Origin of the sequence: Micromonospora sp. NBC_01392, assembly GCF_045040125.1 — a bacterium.
GTDB lineage: Bacteria > Actinomycetota > Actinomycetes > Mycobacteriales > Micromonosporaceae > Micromonospora.
Genome location: NZ_CP109549.1, coordinates 2,174,873 through 2,195,444, shown reverse-complemented (window position 1 = coordinate 2,195,444; position 20,572 = coordinate 2,174,873). Strand labels below are relative to the sequence as shown.

Here is a 20,572-nt window from a genome sequence, read left to right as displayed (position 1 = left end):
TGGCGACATCGCGCTCCCATCGACAGCTGCTCCCGAACACGTGCTGGCAGCACCGACGACATCTTGTGCCAGTGGCACACCGACGTCAAGGCCCCGTGGAGTTGCCGGGCAACCGGCTCGGGTTCGCGAAAGACTCTGCAGCGTTAGGCCACCCTCAGCGGAAGGACGGCTGGGCACCAACGGCTCCGCTCACCGAAAAAGACGCTGCGCCATGAAGGTGATTCGAGGCCCGCAAGCGGCCGACGATGCTCGGGCGCAGTTCCGGCAGGTGCCAGCACGGTCGGCCGTGCATCACCTCAGTGCGATCAGCAGCCTCGGGAATGACGGCCCGCCTCGGCGTCGGTGGCATGCGGGTCACCTCAGGCCTACCGGTATCGCCTGTCGTCGACTCCGGCAGGTGCCGGGGTCTCCGAGTCCGACGCGTGCGATGCGCGGGTCAGTTGCCCACGGCCGGAGACACCGAGCTTCCGGTATGCGCTGGTGAGGTGGGTCTCGACCGTTTTCAACCTGATGAACAGGCTCTGTGCTATCTCGCGGTTACTGTGGCCCGCCGTCGCCAGTTCCACGACACGCTCCTCGGCCGGGGTCAGGCGGTCCGAGCCGCCTTCCTGCTCCGCGCGAACGCGGGCGCCCAGCAGGCGCAGGCTACCGGCGGCATCGCGCGCCAACGCTTCGGCGCCGCACGCGACGGCGATCTCGTGCGCTCGGCGCAGGTGCTCACGCGCCTCCGTCGGTGACCCGGTCTGGCGCATCGACTCACCCAGCCGGTAGAGGGTCTGGGCCAGCTCCCAACGGGCTTCAGCAGCCTCGAAGTGCTTCGCCGCCTCGTGCAGGAGTTCCGTACTCCGCCGTCCGTGCTCCACGTCAGCCATGGCCGCCAGGGACCGCCCGACGGCCCGGGCGGTGCCCCAGGCGGTGGCCGAACTGATGAACTCCTGGGCCGTCTCCAACGCCTCGTCGACCCGGCCGAGATCGGTGAGGCAGCGGATCATCAGGGTCCGCCAGTCCGGGTCCACCGCGTTCGTGATGCCGCTGACGCGGCATTCGTCGCGCAGCGCGGTGGCCCTGGCCAGGGCGAGGGTCGTCCTGCCCTGCGCGAGCAGCAGGCTCGCCTCGGCGTACGCCCGCAAGCCGTTCGTGACGTCGAGCCCCGGGCCGTCCGCCAACTGCGATCGGATGGCGTCGGCGGCCTCGACGTCGCCTCGCCGCAGGAAGGCGATGATCAGATGGCTACCGGCAAGGATCTTGCCGAGCCGCAATTTGTGCCGCACTGCCTGTTCCCAGCTGAGGCGCAGTTCGTCGACAGCCTCACGCACGTCGCCGTGGGCCAGCAGGACGGCACCCCGGTGGCACCTGGCCAGCGTCTGCCCCCACCGGAAGCCGGGCGTCCCGACGTGGGCAAGGAAGGCGTCGATGGCGGGCAGAGCCTCCGCGGCGTCGCACATCGTGAGCACCTGCCAGGCTCGCGCGGCAGCGGCCACTGCGAAGGGCTGGCGGCCCAGATCGGCTGCCGTCGCCACCGCGCCTGCCCGGTTCAGAGCCGAGACGCGGTCGTTGCGAAGGGCATCGTGGAGAGCCAGGGTGGCCTGCACCATCAGGTCGCCGGATGTCGAACCCGGCGGGCAGTCCCGCAACTCCCTCACAAGTGGCTGGATGTGCGGAAGTCGACGAGCAGCGACAGCAGTGTCGACGAGCATGGCCTGCAGCGCTCGGTGTGTGCCGCTGAGCGGGTCAGGGCTGTGGTGCAGGGCGTCCTGCGCCACCTGCATCGCCTCGGCGGGCTGACCGTCGGCGTGCAGCGCCGCAGCCAATGTCAGGGCGGTTCGCGCTCGCGTCTCCGGATCGGTCTCCAACGCCAACCCGGCAGTCAAGTGCCCCACCGCCGCACCCGTATCCACCAAATACTCCGCCATCCCCAACCGCGTCAGCACACCCCCCCGACCCGCACCCAGATCCTCCTCCAACAACCGCCGCAAGAACGCCACCGCAGAATCCACCGCACCCCGCGCCAGACACACCCGCGCCGCCTCACCCAACACCCTCACCGCATCCACCTCACCCCCCCACCCCGCCGGCACCCGCAACAACTGCGAACCCGCACCCACCACATCACCAACCCGCAACGCCACCCCCGCCGCACGCACATGCAACCCCGCCCGCACCCCCGGCCCCACCCCCTCATACACCGCCTCACGAATCAACGGACGCGCCGGCGCGAATCGCCGACCACCGTCGCTGGCGACCACCAGTTGGTTCGCGCGCAGCGCGGCCAGGTGGTGCATCGCCTCAGCCACATCGATCCGGGCCGTCGACGCCACCGCCTCTGCACCGGCCGGGCCGGGCCACACCGCCAAGGCCTGCGCCACCCCGGCTGCTCCCGGCGGCAACTGGCGCACCTGCGCCTGAACCAGCCGTCGTACGCCCGCCGCGCCCCGCTCCAGCACACTCTCCCCGCCCAGGTGACGGCTGATCTCCCGGATCAGAAGCGGACTACCGCCAGTCAACTCATGACACTGCTGCGCCAACTCCTCCCCCACGTGACCCAACACAGCAGCACAACCATTCACCGACAGCGGCGCCAAGACCCGGGTGAACCGAGCAAGCCCCGCCAGGACCTGATCGATCTCCGCCACGCCCGGGCGCGATGCCCCCAGCAGGACCATCGGCAGGCCGTAGGCCCGCGCGGCGAGGTAGGCCATCATCCGCGCCGAAGGAAGATCGCACCACTGCAGGTCGTCAAGGGTCACCAACAATGGCCCCCGCTCACACGACTTGACCACCAGTCGATAGAACGCGTGGATCTCCGGGCGTTCGAGGTCCGGCTCGGGCTGACTGCCTGGCGGTGTCGGCGAGCCTTCAAAAAGTTGGCGCGCGCACCCCCAGTCATATGTCGTCTCCAACTGCCGACCGACGGCGGCGGCGAGGTTGAACCCCAACTCCCGGGCCCGAGCCCGCGCGTGTCCCAGCAGCGCCGACTTACCGATACCGGCGGGGCCCTCGAACAGGACCACCGACCCGATTCCCGCGCGTGCCTCCGCCAGCGCCTGCTCCACCAGGCCCATCTCCGCCGCGCGCTCCACCAACGCCCCCTCCCGTGCCGCCGGCAGCACCACGCGCCCCGCGCCACCGGGCTCGGTCGTCCCCGTGAGAGTCAACGCCTCGTCATGACGCAGGATCGACGACTGCAGCCCGCGTAACACCGGCCCGGGATCCACTCCCAACTCGTCGGCCAACCGACGTCGCAGCCTGCCGAAGACCGCGAGCGCGTCACTGGGCCGACCGCACCGGTACAACGCCAACATCAACTGCCGGTGCAACTCCTCGTCGAAGGGATAGCGCTCCGCCAGGTGCTCCAGTTCCCCCACCAGGGCGCCGTGCTCGCCCAGCGCCAGGCGTGCCTCCGTCAACGACGACAACGCCCCTCGGCGCATCCCTTCCAACCGCGTCGCCTGATCCGCTAACCACGTCAGATCCGCCAGCCCGGCCAGGGCCGGACCACGCCACCAGCCCAGCGCCGACCTCAGCAACCCGGCCCTGCGAGCCGGATCCGCCTCCTCCGCGGCGCACCGAAGCAGACCCTCCATCACCTCCACGTCCGTACACCCGCCGCCCAGGTCCAACACGTAACCCGGAGCACGGGCCAGGATCGCCTCCCGTAACCCCGGCTCTCGACGCAACGACGAGACGTGACTCTGCAGTGCGTTCAGGGCGGTGACGGGACCCGCGCCGTTCCAGACGACATCGATGAGGTCGTCCGCGGAGACGACCTGCCGGACCTGTAGTCCCAATGCCGCCAACACGGCACGTTTGCGCAGACCGGCGACAGGCCGGTGCAGCCCGTCGGCCACCACCTCGATCGGGCCCAACAGCCGGACCCTGACGTCAGCGCTCATGTCCACCCTCGGCCTTGGCCGCCAACCGGGGGCACGGCCACGCGGTGGGTTGGGCCTCTGCACGCTCCACTGACCCGGCGCCGGCAATGACGGCGCGAGAACCCCGCCGCCCCGACAGATCGGCCCCTTCGAGGGGCGACATCATCCGTCTCGCATTCATCAGTCAAACCGCCGAACCCGCTCGCGTCTGGAGGAATTCCATACCACTCGGCCCCGCCGTTCCGGTGTTGACACCGTGGGAATTCTACGCTGATATGCGTCTCCTCCCATTCGGCACAGACCGTTTCCGCTGGTCATTGACAGCCTCGAACAAGCATCAAACGGTGATCGACCACCAGCCGGCCCCGAAGGTGCCGACAAGTGCTTTCGTCAGCCGGCGACCGCATACCTTCGGGGGTCGGCCAACTGTTCGGCCGACAGCAGGTCACCGTTGCCGTCCTTGAGCACGATCGTGTTCATGAGGTGGGCCAGCGCCCTGCCCCGCCGCGCCGTACCCGCCTCGGCGGGGGCCACCGACGGCGCCTCCGGACCGGGCTGCGCAGGCTCGCCGACCGGCCCGTCGAAGCCCGGTTCTCCGGCGATGACATCGAGCAGCATCTCCGCCTCGATTCGTCTGGCGATCGCCGCACGCAGCACCGCGTCCACGTCGTCCTCCGCGGTGTCCTCGGCTGCCAGGTAGTCCTCGAGGGCCACCCCGACGGCGCCCAGCGACTGCGAGATGTGCCGCTTCTGTTCGTTCAGTAGCCGCTGCACGAGGTCGTCCGGCGCCGTGATGCCAGCCCTCGCGGCCACCAGGGCCACCGCCTTCTCGTAGGCCGCCGCCCGATGGCGGGCGGCGGCCCGCGCCGCCAGCCGCCAGGCTAGCGCTGAGCGCAACTCGTCCAGGGTCTGAAAGTCACCCATCAAGCCGGCGAAGGAGTCGTCCAGCTCCGGCAGGGTCCGGCTGGACACCTGCGTGACGGTGACGGCCAGTTCGGCAACCTGCCCGCGGTGCCGGCCACCGACAAGCGTCGTGCCGAAGGTGGTGGACTCACCGGCGCTCATGCCGAGCAGTGTCTCGTCCAGCCCATCGAGGGCGTGCCCCGCGCCGACCTCGTGCACCACCCCATGCCACTCGCCCCGCTCGATGTCCCGCCCATCCACGGTGGCTCTGAGGTCGACGGTCACGAAGTCACCGCTGCGGGCCGGTCGCTGCAGCGGCGTCAGGATCGCCGCGTGCTCGCGTAGGTGAGCCAGATATCCCTCGACGGTCCTGTCGTCGGGCATCGCATCGACGGTGACCTCGAGCCCCGTCAGTTCAGGCAGTGGGACGGCCATCCGCACCTCGGCCGTCACGGCGCCCTGCCCGGCCTCGTGCACGTGGATGTCGGGCGGACGGCACAACGTGAGGCGATGGGTGCCGAGCAGGTCGCTCAGGTGAGCGCGGATCGCTTCGGGATCGGAGCAGGGCACCACGACCCGGATCGCCCTCGCGGAGAGCCATTCGATGGTGCTCATGCAGACACTTCCTCTCACAAGATCCGTCGGCACTCTGCCGTTCGCGGGTCACCTCAGAGGATGCGTTCCGTCACGTTCCAGGGTGGAGGCACGATGTCGGGCACCCTCAGCCGGACTGGATCCAGTAGAGGAGCCCGAGGATGAGAGTCGCGGTGACAACACCGGTCGCGATGAGGTCCGTCAGCGCGATCCGCCGGGCGCCGTACCTGAGCAGCGTCCTCCGCCGACGACGCGGGTCCGTGCGGACCGCCACCGCCGGTTGAGGCGGGGCCACCAGGGGTCGGTCGATCGTGCGACGGTGCCCCTGGGGTGGCATCACCTCCACGCGGGCCCGCCCGGCATTCTGAGGGAAGGTGATCTCCTGTCGGTAGGTGGCGCCGGAGCTGCGGTATCCGGGCGCGGCGTTGTAGCGCTGGAGCCCTGCCGCAGGGGGACGGTTGACGCCGGGCAGGGGTGTCCGCACCGTCCCGCCGACGAACCGCGCCGCCGCGTCCAGGTCGGCCTCCCACGTGCGAGCAATACGCTCGGCGGCGAGCGTGCGTAGGCCCGCGTGGATGCCCTCGGCCCCGACCGCCGACTCGGCGGCGGTCGCCGAGGCGCGCAGCGAAGCCGCCACATGCCGGTCCGGGCACAGGGCGCTGATCTCGCGCAGCAGCCGGGCCCAGCCTCGCGCGTCGTCGTCGTCGGCGCGAAGCGCGGTGCCCGCGAAGGCGCGGGCGAGACCGACCTCGAGCAGCATCACGTCACCCGAGGGAGCGATGCTGACCGACTCCAGGTGCAGACCCCCGTGCCTGAGGTCCTCGGCGTGCAATGCGCTGAGCGTATGGCCCGAGGCGGCCGCGACGGCGATCGCAGCCGGTCCCGGGATTGCGCCGGCCGCCGTCGCCAACTGCGCGAGAGTCGGCTGGGGTGGCGTGTCCGTGATGAGCCACATCTGCTGCTCGTCGTACAGGCAGTCGACAATCTTGACGAGTCCCGGGACGCGGGCGGCCATGATCTGACGGACATGGGTGCTCACCCGAAGGGCGAAAGCTGGATCAGCCAACGGCGCCCCTCTGACCAGCAGACCCTCGTGCAGTGAGCCGTAGGTGCTGGCGAGCGGGTACCACGACCCGATGCGGCTCTCGCGCGGCGGCCCCACCGGTGAATAGCGCTGCTCGGTGACCCGGTTCAGTCGAACTGTTGGTGATTCGTGCGTCTGCATTGTTGCTCCTCACAAAAAAGTCCTGGACGGACGACGGTCATCTGCGCGCACGGGTCGTCGTAGGGGTACGTGGGGCCTCAGCGACCCGTCAGCTGAACTTCAGCGGGCTCTGGGACCGTTCTTGCAACCCCGCAAGAACGCGGCGCAGCGGTGGATGACGGTTGCGCGACGGCGTCTCGACCGGAAGATGTCGAACGGCGAGCAACTCCCCCGTGTTCTCGTCGTTTCCGCCAGGAGCGTGAGACGCCGAACTACGGCATATTCGGCCCTCACGCTCCTGGCGACCTGTCACCTCGGCATGTAGCAACAGCGCATGCCGGTCCGCACATAGGAACGAAGATGGTCACCGATCACCGGATCCACGGCGGTTACCTGCGCGATGGCACGCCTGATCGCCTTGCCGACCGAGATGCGCGCACGCTCGGCGGCATCGGCGAAGTTGCGGGTACGCCCGCCCAACCCGGTCACGGCCGCCAGTTCCTCGATGAGCCAGCTGCGCTCCGCCCTGGCCCGCTCGGCTCGGACAAGGTCGTTGTTCGCCTCGTGTTCCTCGATGGCATCGTCGAGTTGGGACAACCTGGCCTTGTAGGCGCGCTTCGCGGCCTCGTCCAGGACGGGCTGCGACGAGCCGGCCGTCAGGCTGCCGTTGACCGACTCTGCTGCGGTGCCCGGGCCGGCGGCCAGCTCCACCGCCGAGATCTCGAACCCCGGGTTGGCGATCAGACTGGCGAGGTAGATCATCCCCTTGCTGCCGTCCAGCACGGCGAGGTGGTCGCCGAGCCGCAGATGCCAGCGCAGTCCGCGCCGCTCACAGCTGAGCACTCCGGCTGCTCTCCCGACCGCTGTCACCGGTCGCTGCGCTATGTGCTCCACCGATCGAGGCAGCGCCATCGCCAGCCGCTCAGCCTCCTCACGGGCCAGGGTGAGCAGCTCATGGGCCCGAGTGTGCTCGCCCTGTCGCCATAGCACCTCGGCCAGCCGGGCGCGCGACAGGAGCGCTGCCGGCCAGTGCTGAAGCGCGTGGTTGGCGTGCACAGCGACCTCCAGGTGTGCGACGGCCTGGTCGTCGCGCCCCATCGTCAGTGCCGCGACACCGAGCGCGTGTTCCGCCGAGCCGAAGCACGCGATTCCCATGCTCGCCATGATGGGCAGATGCGCGAACGGTCGCAGCTGGTCGTAGGCGGCGGCTGCCGTCCTCGTGTCGCCGAGCAGGTTCGCCGCCTCGATCACGCCGTGCATGGTGGCGAGCCAGCTGCTGGTCATCGGTAGCTGGTGCCACGAAGCGCCCTCGAGCCGGGCCAGCGAGCCACGGGCGAGCCGCTCGTCGCCGGCGCTGGCGGCCGCTACCGCGAGCGCCGCCAGGTGTGAACTGTCGACGGTGCTCAGCAGCGGCGAGTTGACCAGTTCGCGGAGGGTGGGGATCAGTTCCGCCAGGTTGCCCCGATACCAGTTGATCGTGATCATGTGGGCCCCGAACCAGCCGATCGAGTCGACGTCGCCCACCGCCTGCCCGGTCTTCGCACAGGCATTGGCGTGTTCCTCCGCGGCCGCGAGGTCGCCGGAGCGGATCGTGCGCATCACCTCCATGGCCTGCACGATGAATCCGACCGCCGCATGCGGCTGGTTCTGCAGCATGGCCTGCAGCTCCCGCAACGAGCGTTCGGCATGGCTGTCGGCGGCGAGCAGCAGGTCCGATGTACGCCACAGCAGGCCGACCAGCAGATCGCCGCGACGTCCGGTGCGCAGACTCGTCTCGATCAGTTCCTCGACGAGCCGCGTGCGGAGGTGGGCCTGGTGGGGACCCATCACGCAGTGATGGGCAAGGCTCAGCGCTTCCGCCAGCGCCACCGGGTCCTGCAGCCGGCGCGCGTGCTCCACCGCGGCGAAGACCCGGCCGTGTGCTCCTTCGCGGTAGTCGGCCTCGGCGGCCAGCCGGGCGCGCAGCCGAGCCGCCAGCGGCGAGTCGTCGTCCACCAGGGTCAGTGCGCGGCGCAGGCGCGATTCGGTCAGCGCCCTCGTGGCCACACTGCGGTGCTCGTGCACCCACAGGCCCCCGTAGCCCACAGCGGCCAGCGCCTGGCCCGGGCCGTCGTGCTCGCGCTCGGCCGCCTCGAAGGCCCGGTCGAACCATTCCCGGCTGGCCACGAGATTGCCGTCGTGGTGAAGGGCACGCGTGCCGTTGATCAGCGCCGAGTGCAGCTCACCAGCGGCGGGACGACGCTGTGCCGAGACATGGACGGGCGCCGCCGCGAGTGCCAGACGGCTGCGGTCGGCCAACCGGGGCGACGGTAGACGGGCGATCACCGGACGTCCTCCTGCTCCCTGTGAACGCGGGGATGCTGCTCCATGAAGGCGACGAGAGCTGTCAGTTGGCCCACATCTGGGCCTGCCCGTTCCTCGGGCCGGAGGGCGACCTCGGCGATTCGGTGCATTACATGTGGGCGATACATCATCAGTCCGTTCGGATGGTGCGGGCGGTTGGCAGACGCGAGGCGAGCCCTATCGGGGGCCAAGGAGGAAGCTGCGGACGATCGCCCGGTGGGACAGCCACGGGGTCCGCCGCCCGGAAGCCGGGGCGGGCGATGAGGCGACAGCCGTCGGCCAGGCAGACGAACGTCAGCGGCTCCTACGCTCACGGTCGTGGGCCGGTGGCAGCCGTGACGCCTGCGCGCGTCGGGCTGAGGCCGGGGTGATGGTACGTCTGCGGTGGCGCCATGAAGGATCTTCTCCAGCGGTGGAGTCGCGGCCGCCCGTACGAAGTCCCAGACAAGGGGCGTTCAGGGCCGGCCCACGATCGTTATTTCCATGCACCCTTGCTCAGCCCGCTGAAGTCGCGCTGACGTACCGCTGAGGCGAATTCGGCCCTGATGTGCGCTTCATGTCCGGGTGTCCCGAAGCCGGGGCCGCGCACTGTGCCGGTCAGCGGTACGGAGGGCGAACCTGGCCCTGATGCGCTTGGGACGTTCCGATGCGTTCCGCCCCCGGGGACCCCGCGCCGCCGCCCTACAATCCCGCCAGTTGCCCGTCGCACCCAGGGGACCGACATGACATCGGATGTACCGCAGCCCGACCCGTCCGGGTCGACCGACCTCGACCTCGTCCGTCGGATCTACGCCATGCTGGGCTCCGCAGGGGCCGCGGCGGCGGGCGCGGCGACAGCCCACCCGGACATCAGCGTCTACCAGTCGGAGCAGCTGCCGTGGGGCGGCCGCTACACCGGCCGCGAGGGCTTCCAGCGCTTCGCGCAGGCCCTGGGCAGCGCACTCGACAGCCGCGTGGAGATCGAGGAGCTCTACCAGGCGGGCGACCGGGTCGTGCAGAGCGGTCGGGCCCGCGGTGTGGTGCGGGCGACCGGCAAGCCGTTCGAGGCGCGCGAGGTGCACGTCTGGCGGATCCGCGACGGCCTCGTGATCAGCCTGGACATGTACGTCGAGACCGAGCCCATCCTCGAAGCGCTGCGCACCGGCTGATCACCCGCCCGCCCCACTCAGCGGAACGGGTTGGAACGCACTCCGAGCCGACACGTCGGCAATACTCGGAGGATCAAAAGTGTCCCTGTCCCGTCGGAATCTGCTCGCCGCTGGCGGCCTGGGGGTGATCGCGGCCGCGCTGGACCCCCTGGGACTCCTGCGCGACAGTGGCACTCCGGCTTCCGCCGCGAGCACCCAAGAGGTCGTCACGACTCTCACCCGGACCGTTTCGTACCTCGTCACCGACGATTACCGCCCCCTCGCCGAGGGTTCCGGAGAGCCGCACCTCGTCCGCGACGATCTCGCCCTCTACCCGCAGCCCGGCTACAAACGACCGCTGATCGCCTTCGCGCAGATGAGCGACATGCACATCATCGACGACAAGTCGCCGGTGCGGGTCGAGTTCCTGGACGCCCCCGACGACGAGCATCACTGGGGTACCAACAGCGCGTACCGGCCGCAGGAGATGCTGTCGGCGCACATGAGCGACGCCGCGATCCGTGCGGTGCAGAAGTTCGGCAAGGGTCCGGTGACGAACCTGCCGTTGGCGTTCACGGTCGTCACGGGCGACTCGGTGGACAATTCCCAGTACAACGAACTCCGCTGGTACATCGACCTGATGGACGGCAACACCGTCCGCCCGAACTCGGGCTCCCCCACCAAGGAGGAGAGCGTCTCCGGCGACCAGTGGCCGCCGCTGCTCGACTACTGGCACCCCACGATGCGCGCGTACGAGGAGAACCACGGCACGCTCGACCGCTACTACATGGGTCACGCCCCCGGCTACACGCGCGTCTTTCCCAGCCTGCCCACGCTCTTCACCAACGCGCGGCGGGAGTTCCAGGCGCACGGCATCCGCATGCCGTGGTACGCGGCTTACGGCAACCACGACGCCTTGGTCCAGGGCAACGCGCCGAAGGACTTCCCCGGCCTCGGCTTCCTGAGCGACATGGCGGTCGGGAACTCCAAGCCGACGACGCCCGTCGCGCCGCTTCCCGACGATCCCAACCTCGTGACCTTCCTCGGGCTGCTGAAGACCGGTTTCCACAGCAAGACGGTGACGCCGGATCCCGACCGGCGGCTGCTGGAGCGGGCGCAGTTCGTGCAGGAGCACTTCAACACCACCGGCCTACCGGTCGGACACGGTTTCACGCAGGGCAGCGACCTGGTGTACTACGAGATTCCGGCGCTCGCCGACGACCGGCTGCGATTCCTCTGCCTGGACACCAGCCGGACCCAGTTTCCCGGCGCACAGGGCGCCATCGACGGCGAACAGTGGCAGTGGCTCCTGTCGAAGCTGCAATCCTACAGCTCCCGCAATCTGAAGAAGTGGCTCTCCTTCGAGCCCTTCGACAGTCCCAACCAGCGGATCACGGTGGAGACGCGTCCGAACGTGGACGACAAGCTGATCGTCGTCTACTGCCACCACACGCTGGACACCATCACCAACGACTTCGACTATCCGACCGGCACGCCGTTCATGAACGGCGACCAGCTTCGGGAACTGCTCCTGTGCTACCCGAACGTCATCCTGATGGTGGACGGGCACACGCACGAGAACCGCATCCTCCCCCATGCCCGGCCGGAAGCGGTTCGCCCGGACAGCAGTTGGCGAGGTGGTTTCTGGGAGGTGACCACACCCTCCCACATCGACTGGCCCATCCAGAGCCGCCTCATCGAGGTCGCCGAGCAGGCGGGCACCATCTCGATCTTCACCACCATGATCGATATCGACGCGCCGCTCCAGCACGGTGGCGACCTCAGCACCCCGGCCGGTCTGGCATCGTTGGGTCGGGAACTGGCCGCCAACGACCCGCAGGCCAAGCTGGAAGACGGCAAACTGGCGCGGGAGGGCACGCCCGAGGATCGCAACACCGAGCTGCTGGTGAAGGCGCCGTTCCCGATGACGGCCACCTACGGATCCCCGCTGGCAGCCGCGCCCAACACGTCCGGTGTCCTGGAACTGGTCGCGGTCAACCGGCGGGACGAGGTCGTGCACGCCACCCAGACCTCCGGCGGGTGGTCTCCCTGGGCCCAGTTCGACGGGGCGCTCCGCTCGGTCAGCGCCGTGCAGACCGCCGCGCTCACCACCCAGATCTTCGGCATCAACCGCCGCGGTGAGCTGTTCAGCCGCGCCCAGCGCACGACCGGCGGCTGGAACGGCTGGGTGAAGATCGACAGCGTGCCGCTGACCTCGGTCGCCGCGGGCTGCAACGGCGACGGTCGGCTCGAACTCATCGCCACCGACATCGACGGCCAGATCTGGCAGACCACCCACACGAGTCCCACCGACATCACCTGGAAGCCGTGGGTCCGCTTCGACGGCGAACTGCGTCAGGTGGCCATGACCCGGCTCAAGGACAAGCGGTTGGCACTGTTCGGCGTCAACGCGGCGGGCAAGGTGTGGCACCGCTGGCAGCAGCCGACCGGCGGGTGGTCGAGCTGGATCGACCTGAGCTTGGGCACCCCGGTGGCCTCCATCGCCGCCGCCACCAACAGCGACGGGCGTCTCGAACTGTTCGGCGTCGACCGGACAGGCGCCATCCTCCACCGCTACCACACCAGCGCCACCAACCCCACCTGGACGAGCTGGGAGCACTTCGGCGGATCGATCGGCGCCATGAGTCACCTGGCCGCGTCGACCACGACGGCCGGGGTGATGGAGGTGTACGCCACCGAGCGCACCCGGGTGGAGGGCACCAGCGAGCTCGGGGCGGTGTGGCGGCGCTACCAGACCAGCTCGGGGTGGTCGGCCTGGACCCGGACGGCCGAGCCGGTGGGACAGTCGGTCACGGTGCCGAACATCGTCGGGAAGATACTCATCGACGGGAAGAACGCCCTGTTGAGCGCTGGCCTGCTGCTGGGTGCCGAGGTGCCGTCGTCGGTGCCGGACCGGTACGACAGCGGCCGGGTACTGTCCCAGAACCCGAGAGCCGGCGAGCAGGTTCCCGGTGGCACGGCGGTGAGCGTCGTCTACGGCGCGTACTCGGGCGGAAGCCGCTAGACCTGACGCGAGTCGACCGCGGGCCGTTCCCCTCCGGGAGCGGCCCGCAGTGCGTGTGGCGGAGGTGGCGGACCGGGGACGGATGCCGGGCGACCCGGGAAGGCGGCCCGACCGCGGGCCCGCGCGGAAGACGGAGGGCGGTGGGGCCGACGGCCCCACCGCCCTCGGCTCCTCGGCTGCTACAGGCCGCTGCCGGAGTTGTAGAACCTCAGCTCGACGTCGTCCTCGCTCAGGATGTCGTTCTCGAGCACCAGTACGGCGACGTCCGACTCGGCTCCGCTGTCCCACTCGTAGCGGCCCAGCGTCAGACCTTCGATCTCGTCGTCGTCGGACGGGTCGAAGTCGACCACACGTCGTCCGCCGTACGCGCCGTTGGCCAGGTCGTAGGCGCTGATGTCGAACGTCGCGTTCGACGTCAGGTACAGGTGGCCGCCGGCGGAGATGTGGCCGCCCTGCACCTCCTTGATCTCCCGGGACAGCGGGATCGACCGCAGCCAGCGGTATCCATCGGCCGGGTCGTAGACGTTCACCCGGTCGACGGACTTGATGGGCTGGTCGCTCCGCCCGAACGCCGAGCTGTAGAGCAGACCGTCCCGCGGGTTGATCGCGACCCAGGGAATCGACGTGCCCTGCGGCCGGTACCCGTCCCCGCCGAGCGGACCGATGAACTCCGTGCGCATCGTCTCCGGATCGACCACCCACACGTTGGTCGGTTCCACGGCCACCACGATCCGACGTCGCACGGGATCCCAGACCGGCGGACCCAGGTGGTTGCCGCTGTTGGCCGGCAGCGCCAGGTAGCCGAGAACCCGATCGTCACCCTGCGGGAAGCCCGGCCCGAACTTGTAGAGCCTGCGGTGATCGGAGTCGTTACTGCCGACGTACCAGTTCACACCGTCCGTGGTCAGGCCCTGCGCCTCCTCGGTCCAGCCCTCGTTGCTGAAGTCCACCGTCGTCGTCGCGCGCCAGTTCGGCGGGCTCGACATCGGCGGCGACGGCGGCACTGGTGGCAGGTCGCCCTGCAGGGCGGCCCACGCCGACCAGTCGCCGGCGTCGCTCTGCCACCGGTGCCAGACGTTGCCCTGGGCGTTGACCCCGACCAGCTCGATGCGACCGTCGCTGCGGCGATCGGCAGCCACCGACTGCAGGCTCCCGTCGAGCGCCGCCCACGACGACCAGTTGTTCGCGCCGGCGGTCGTCTGCCTGCGCTGCCACAGCTCGTCGCGGGTGTTGGTGCCGACCAGCACCATGGAGCCGGTGCGGTCGCGCGCGACCGCCAGCGACGCCAGCGTGCCGTCGAGTGCGGCCCAGGCCGACCAGCCGCCGGCCTGCTGCCAGCGGTGCCAGACCTGGCCCTCGGCGTTCAGCCCGAACAGCTCCAGACGGCCATCCGCGTTGGCCTCCACGGCCACGGAGCGCAGCGATCCGTCCAGAGGCGCCCAGGGCGACCACGTCGTCGACCCGGCCGCGGTCTGCCAGCGGTGCCACACCCGGTCGTTGGTGTCAGTGCCGAACAATTCCAGGCGGCCGTCGGTGTTGCGGGCCACGGCCAGCGAACGGTACGTGCCGTCGAGCCCGGACCACTCCGACCAGCCGTTGCCCGCCTGCCGCCGGTGCCAGACCTTGCCCTCGGCGTTGACACCGAAAAGCTCGACGCTGCCGTCCTGGTTCGCCTCCGCCGCCATCGAACGTAGTGTGCCGTCCAGCGACGACCACGCGGTCCACGTCTGCGCGTCCGAGGCGGACTGCGTGCGCACGCTGAGGTGGTCGGTGCCGTCCCTTCCGAACAACGTCAGCCGGCCGCTCGCGTCCCGGGCCACGGCCAGCGTGCCGTTCCCGAGAACCCGGTCGGTAGCGGCGTGCGTGGCAGCCGGCACCATGGTCACCGCAGCGGCCAGGACGGTTACCGCGCCCAGGACCAGCGACCCGAGGCGACGCGACCCTCGGATGGACTTCCTCACCCTGTCTCCCTTCTAGAAACGCGTGGAGAGCTGGCCCGGAGCCACCCCCGGCGGTCCCGGTGCGGCTCCGGGCCAGCCCGGAAAGCGGTCAGCCCGCGGTGGGGTGCACGGTGCCGTTCGCCGTCACGTCGCAGCGGCCGTCGCCGTTGCGGTCACCGAAGGCCGTCACCTTGTCGGCCGTGATGGTGGACTGGCGCAGGTGGTGCCAGCCGAGGGTCGTGGACTGGTACCACCAGTTCGCGCCGGACGCCAGGAAGGTGTCGTTGGTGCCGTCGCCGTCGAAGTCGCAGACGTTGGACCTGGTGCCGGTCGTCGCGGTGAACCCGAACACGTTGGCCGAAGCGTGCAGTCCGGTCTCGTTCTGCACCATCGCCGCGTCGTCGATCGAGTTGCCGAACTCCTGGCGATGGGTGAAGACGTTGTTCGACACGTACATGCCGACGCTCGGGGTACCGCGCAGCTTGATACCGGTGCCCGCGCTGTACAGGATCGTGTTGTACTTGATGTCCATGAACTCACCGGCGAGCCCGCAGTTGTAGCTACCCAGGCCGCACGAGTCCCGGGCGTGCATGTCGATCATGTGGGTGTGGTAGACGTCCGTGTTCCAGCCACCGTTGGGCAGGACCAGGTTGTTGTACATGCGGTAGCCACTGCCCTCGCGGCCGTCGCCCGCCACCGCGTGCCGGTTCCAGTCGAACACGTTGCGTTCGATGAGGACGAAGCCGCCGTTGCGCACCGCGACGCCGTACCCGCCCCCATGACCGCCACCGATGACGTCGCCGGTCTGGTGCTGGTTGTGGTGCATGTAGTTGTCCACCACGCGGACCATGGTCGCGGGGTCGTCGTCCCGGCCGAGGCGCCCCTGGCCGTCGTCGACCAGGACGGTCGCCCCACGCCAGCCGTACAGCTCGCTGTGGTCGATCTGCACGTTGCGGCTGGAGAAGATCCGGATGGCGTCGCTGTCCTCCTCCTCGGTCTCCGCGGGCTCCTCGCCCTGACCGCCGTCGAGGCGAATGCCGCTGATGCGGACGTTGTCGGAGGTCACCTGGGCCGGATCGTGCCCCAACTGGAACAGCACTCGGGGAAAGGACGTGGTGAACAGGCGGGGACCGCGCGGATGCACCGAGGTGTCGCCGAGGATCTGCACGCCGGCCGCGATACGGATGAACTCGCGGCCGCTGAGGTCCAGGTTCACGTCGCCGACGATCTTGATGATCGCGTTGGGCACGGTCACCGCGTTCGCGAACAGCTCGGCCTGAGTGTTGTGGGTGATCCAGTACAGCGGGGCGAGGTCACCCGCGAGCTTGGTGAAGTCCGACCAACCGTCCTGCTGCTGCACGCGCACCAGGCTCTCGCCGGCGCCGTTCATGACGACGTGCGCGATCCGCCCGTTGGCGTCCGTCTCCGCCGCCATGGTGCGCGCCTGGCCGGGCACCGAATCCCAGCCCGTCCATTCGGCGCCGCCCTTGTCGATCTGCCGGCGGTGCCACATCTGCTCGGCCGCGTTGGCCCCGAACAGCTCCAGGCGGCCGTCCGCCGCCTTCGCCACGGCCAGCGACTTCAGCGTGCCGTCGAGCTTGGCCCACGCCGACCAGCCGGCGGGGCGCGTCTGCGCGCGGTGGAAGATCTCACCCGCGTCGTTCAGTGCGAACAGCTCGACCCGGCCGTCCTCGTTGGTCTCCGCCGCGACGGTCCGCATCAGGCCGTCGTTGAACAGCGCCCACGGGCCGAAGGTGTGCGACCCGGCGGTCGTCTCGGCCCGATGCCAGACCTGGCCCAGGTTGTTGGTGCCGAAGAGCTCCATCCGGTTGTCCTGGTTGCGGGCCACGGCCAGGGACGTCAGCTCGCCCTCGATCGAGGTCCAGGACGACCAGCCGCCCGCGGGAAGCTGCCATCGGTGCCAGATCAGGCCCTGGTCGTTGATGCCGAACAGCTCGACGTGGTTGGTGCCGTTGCTCTGGGCAGCGACCGAGCGCAGTGACCCGTCGAGCTGGCTCCAGCCGCTCCAGGCCGAACCAGGGCCGGACTGCCAGCGGTGCCACACCCGGTCGGCACCGTCCGTGGCGAACAGCTCCATCGCGCCCGACGCGTTCCTGGTCAGCGCCGGCGTACCGAGGTCGAAGCTGATCGGCTCGGCGAGGGCCGGCGAGGCGGGCGCGGCGATCACCGACACCGCGGTCGCCACCACCATCACCGCAGCCGCGGCCCAGCCCGTACACCGTCTTGCTGAACGTGCCGAGCCACGGACCCTTGCCCGCAGACTTGCCATCTCTGCCTCCTTGAGCCCGGCGGGCGACCACGCGCCGCCGGCTGTCGTGCTGTCTCAGGGACGGCGTGACAAGGCCCTCGGAACAGTGTTCCGAGGGCCTTGTCACGGTTGTCCTCGCTCACCCAACCGACGTTCCATCGCGTTCCGTGGCAGCGGGTGCCAGACGGGCGCCGCACGTCGAGGAAGGTCGGGCGGTCGTGTCCGGCCTAGGGCCTGATCTTGAGACCGTTGTCCAGAGCGGTCCAGCCACTCCAACCGGAGGCGGTCTGGTGGCTACCGGACACCTTGCCCGCAGCGTCCACCGCGAACAGCTCCACCCGGCCGTCGGCGTTGGACCCGGCCGCGACGCCGTAGTAGGTCCCGTTCAGCTGGCTCCAGGACGACCAGCCGCTGCCATCGGCACGCTGCGCCCTGGTCCACAGCATCCCCTGCGCGTTGGTGCCGACGATCTCCAGCCGCTGCTGCGCGTTGCGAGCCACCGCGACGGTCTTCAGTGTGCCATCGAGCCGGTCCCAGTTCGACCAGCCGCTGGGAAGCACCTGCCAGCGGTGCCAGACTTCGCCCGACGCGTTGAGCGCGAAGACCTCCACGCGTCCGTCGCCGTTCGCCTCGGCGGCCACGAAGCGAGCGGTCATCCCCAGGGTCGACCAGTTGGACCAGTCGCTGGTCGTGTTCTTGGTGTTCTGCCAGCGGTGGCTGACCTGGCTGTCCTGGTTCGTGGCGAACAGCTCGAGGCGACCCGCGCCGTTGCGCGCCACGGCGACAGACGTGAACGGACCACCCAGCGACGCCCAGGCCGACCATCCGCTCGTGGTCTGCCAGCGGTGCCAGAGGGTGCCCTCCTTGTTCACGCCGAACAGTTCGAGCCGCCCGTCGTCGTTCTTCTCCACGGCCATGGACCTGAGCTGCCCGTCGAGCTGAGACCAGGCATTCCAGGTCGCCGATCCGGGCTGCTGCTGCGCGCGGCAGTGCACCGAGTCGTGGATCGAGGCGCCGCAGAGCCGGACGAGGCCGTCGCCGCCGACCGCCGCCGCGATCGAGGATCCGTTGGCCGGGCCCGGCCCCAGCAGCGAGGCCAACGCCGCACGCGAGGTCGGGTAGCTGCTCACCTCGATGGCGCGGTCCCGCGCCTTGCTGTAGTCGAACGCCGGAAGCGGATCGCCGCGTCGCAACTCCGTGGTGACGAAGTCGTAGCCCTCGTGGTTGAAGGCGGTGCAGCGCAGCTGCACCTCCACCGGCTGCGGATTCGGGTCGACGGGCCGGTCACCCCACAGCGGCGTCGCCCCGCACGTCGGTTCCAGCCTCTCCATGTTGCGCTGGTTCGCCGTGATGATCTCGTCCTTGAGCAGGTTGGTGCTGAAGCCGGCGTTCGCCCTGGCGAAGAGGGCGATCGGTCCGACCGTGTTCACCGCGAATCCCATGACGTCGACCGCAGCCCGGTTGTCCACGACGTTGATGTACGCCCTGGCCTTGGCCACACAGTCGGTCGCCTGAATAGCGAACGCCTGGGCGTTGTCGGGGCTGAGCGCCTCGATGTCGGCGAACGTGATCACCGCGTTGCGGGTGCAGGTCTCCACGTCGGCCGCCGCGATCTCACCGATCTCGTCGAGCACCTCGGCCACCTGCTCGCCGACCTGGGCGATCGAGGCCTGCAGCTCGTTGACCGCCTGCTCGAGCGTCATCTCGTTGCCCAGCAGGGTCTTGTAGACGTCGTATGCGGTCTTCGCGTAGCCGGCGTACTTGGCGTACTCCTCAAGCTTGTCGAGGGTGTCCGCCCGGGCGGGCGTCGCCATCGTGAGCGCCATCATCGTGGCAACCACCGCCGTGGTGACACGACGTGCGCCTCTTCGCACTTCCGACGATTTCACGTGAGCCCTTCTCTAGATGCTTCATAGTCACGCCGGGTGACTGGCGTTCGTCACGCCTGTCCGGTCGTGGCCGACGCGTTCCACGCCGTTCCTTCCGGCCGGGATCTCGGCCGGAAGCTGCGCCAGTTTCCGCAGGCACGCGGCGTAGGTCGCCTGCGACGACTGCACCTGGGGCCGCAGGATCGACACGGCCCAGGTGAGCAGGTGTCGCACGCTGGCGAGGTCGCCCACCGCCTCGCAGCAGGAGGCGAGGTTGTAGAGGGTCGGAGTGAGGTCGAGATGGTCTTCGCCCAGACAGGTCACCTTGATGCTCAGCGACTCCTGCAGAGCGATGCTCGCCGCTGCGGCATCGCCCTGACGGAACAGGAGGGACCCCAGGTTGTGCAGTGTGACGGCCACCTCGTGGTGCACCGGACCGTACTCGCGGCGCTGGTGGTCGAGGCAGCTTTCGAGCAGCCGTTCCGCCTCGTCCCACGAACCGCGGTCGATGAGGATCGCCGCCAGCGCCGCCTCGTCCGCGACCAGCGCCCGACGGTCGAACCGCGGCTGGGCGGTCCGCACGGCGATGCCCAGCCGGGCCAGCCGCTCAGCGCGACCCAGGTCCCGTTTCACGTGTGCCAATCCCGCCTGGTTGTGCAACACGGCCGCGAGATCGCCTGCCCTCGTCGGGGGCGTGGACAGCAGCGAGAGCGACCGCTCGTACAGGTGCTCCGCCTCGTCCAGGCGACCGAGATACTTGAAGAGCATGCCCAGCTCGTTCAGCATCACCACCAGCAGGTCGCGGTCACCGGGGCCGGCGTCGAGGGCTTCGATCGCGGCGGCCGCCGTCGATACGGCCGAGGCGTAGTCGCCCTCAGCCGCATGGCGGCGGACGGCGTGCAGCGCGTTGTCTGCCTTCTGATCCACGGCTGTCTCCCTGCAGGGCCGCGCATGACGTCGTGCCGGCGGACCGGGTCCGCCGGCACGACAATCTCCGCGGCGCCTGCGCCGCTAGGCCTGTCCCGGTGGACCGGCCGGGTGCGGGCCGATATAGAGCCCTCCGGCGGCGGTCGGCGTCGGCGCGGTGCCGGCCGGGCCGCCGGCGTGGACGGCTACCGCGCCGACCACCAGGGCCAGCGCGGCGAGGCCGGTCAGCATCGCCATGTACATCCTCGTCATGACTCCCCTGTCGGTGTGCTGTCGGGATCGGTCACAGGAGGACCTGGTTGTGGTTCTGACCGCACGCCCAATCCGGGCACGAGTCTCGGAGGGCCTGCGTCCCCGCCTCGACGGGAGAGGTGTCGCCCACGTAGGCCGCGACTGCGCCCGCTCCGAGCAGCGCCGCGAGAATCAGGAGGCGGGGGAACCGCCTCACCCTGTCTTCGGCGGAGTGCGATGGCATCTTCACTAACGGCTCCTTCCAGGCA

General features: G+C 69.7%; 11 protein-coding genes. 2 read left to right on the top strand and 9 right to left on the bottom strand.

All coding sequences use genetic code 11. From position 1 onward, the window contains the following. Window positions 1-365: 365 nt before the first annotated feature. The 4 genes from OG767_RS10245 to OG767_RS10230 form a co-directional block, all read right to left on the bottom strand. Window positions 366-3,893 carry a BTAD domain-containing putative transcriptional regulator gene (locus tag OG767_RS10245; protein WP_405093166.1) on the bottom strand — a complete coding sequence of 1,176 codons (3,528 nt, stop codon included), beginning with the start codon at window positions 3,891-3,893 and terminating at the stop codon, window positions 366-368. Window positions 3,894-4,262: 369 nt separating this feature from the next. Next, window positions 4,263-5,390, bottom strand: coding sequence for an FKBP-type peptidyl-prolyl cis-trans isomerase (locus OG767_RS10240; protein ID WP_405093165.1), 1,128 nt, complete (start codon window positions 5,388-5,390; stop codon window positions 4,263-4,265). A gap of 106 nt (window positions 5,391-5,496) precedes the next feature. Then, the gene (locus OG767_RS10235; RefSeq protein WP_405093164.1) at window positions 5,497-6,594 is read right to left on the bottom strand and encodes a hypothetical protein; all 1,098 of its coding nucleotides are present in this window, start codon (window positions 6,592-6,594) and stop codon (window positions 5,497-5,499) included. Between the two features lie 288 nt (window positions 6,595-6,882). Further along, a complete protein-coding gene (locus OG767_RS10230) occupies window positions 6,883-8,871 on the bottom strand; it encodes a hypothetical protein (protein WP_405093163.1) in 1,989 nt (662 codons plus the stop codon). A gap of 767 nt (window positions 8,872-9,638) precedes the next feature. Between OG767_RS10230 and OG767_RS10225 the strand changes: the two genes are divergently transcribed. Next, the gene (locus tag OG767_RS10225) at window positions 9,639-10,064 is read left to right on the top strand and encodes a nuclear transport factor 2 family protein (RefSeq protein WP_405093162.1); all 426 of its coding nucleotides are present in this window, start codon (window positions 9,639-9,641) and stop codon (window positions 10,062-10,064) included. Window positions 10,065-10,143: 79 nt separating this feature from the next. Beyond that, window positions 10,144-13,068, top strand: a complete 2,925-nt coding sequence (locus OG767_RS10220) for a TIGR03767 family metallophosphoesterase (RefSeq protein WP_405093161.1) — start codon at window positions 10,144-10,146, stop codon at window positions 13,066-13,068. A 179-nt stretch (window positions 13,069-13,247) separates the two neighbouring features. Here the strand turns inward: OG767_RS10220 and OG767_RS10215 are convergent, their stop codons facing one another. The 5 genes from OG767_RS10215 to OG767_RS10195 all read right to left on the bottom strand — a co-directional run bounded on the left by OG767_RS10215 (window position 13,248) and on the right by OG767_RS10195 (window position 20,324). Beyond that, complete coding sequence (locus tag OG767_RS10215) at window positions 13,248-15,029, bottom strand: tectonin domain-containing protein (protein WP_405093160.1); 1,782 nt, start codon at window positions 15,027-15,029, stop codon at window positions 13,248-13,250. 88 nt (window positions 15,030-15,117) lie between these two features. Continuing rightward, window positions 15,118-17,214, bottom strand: coding sequence for a tectonin domain-containing protein (locus OG767_RS10210; RefSeq protein ID WP_405093159.1), 2,097 nt, complete (start codon window positions 17,212-17,214; stop codon window positions 15,118-15,120). A gap of 290 nt (window positions 17,215-17,504) precedes the next feature. After that, window positions 17,505-19,106, bottom strand: coding sequence for a hypothetical protein (locus tag OG767_RS10205; RefSeq protein ID WP_405093158.1), 1,602 nt, complete (start codon window positions 19,104-19,106; stop codon window positions 17,505-17,507). Between the two features lie 87 nt (window positions 19,107-19,193). Beyond that, on the bottom strand, window positions 19,194-20,072 hold the full coding sequence (locus tag OG767_RS10200; protein ID WP_405093157.1) for a tetratricopeptide repeat protein: 879 nt from the start codon (window positions 20,070-20,072) through the stop codon (window positions 19,194-19,196). A gap of 84 nt (window positions 20,073-20,156) precedes the next feature. Next, window positions 20,157-20,324: a hypothetical protein gene (locus OG767_RS10195; protein WP_405093156.1), complete on the bottom strand. Its 168-nt coding sequence runs from the start codon at window positions 20,322-20,324 to the stop codon at window positions 20,157-20,159. Window positions 20,325-20,572 lie beyond the last annotated feature (248 nt).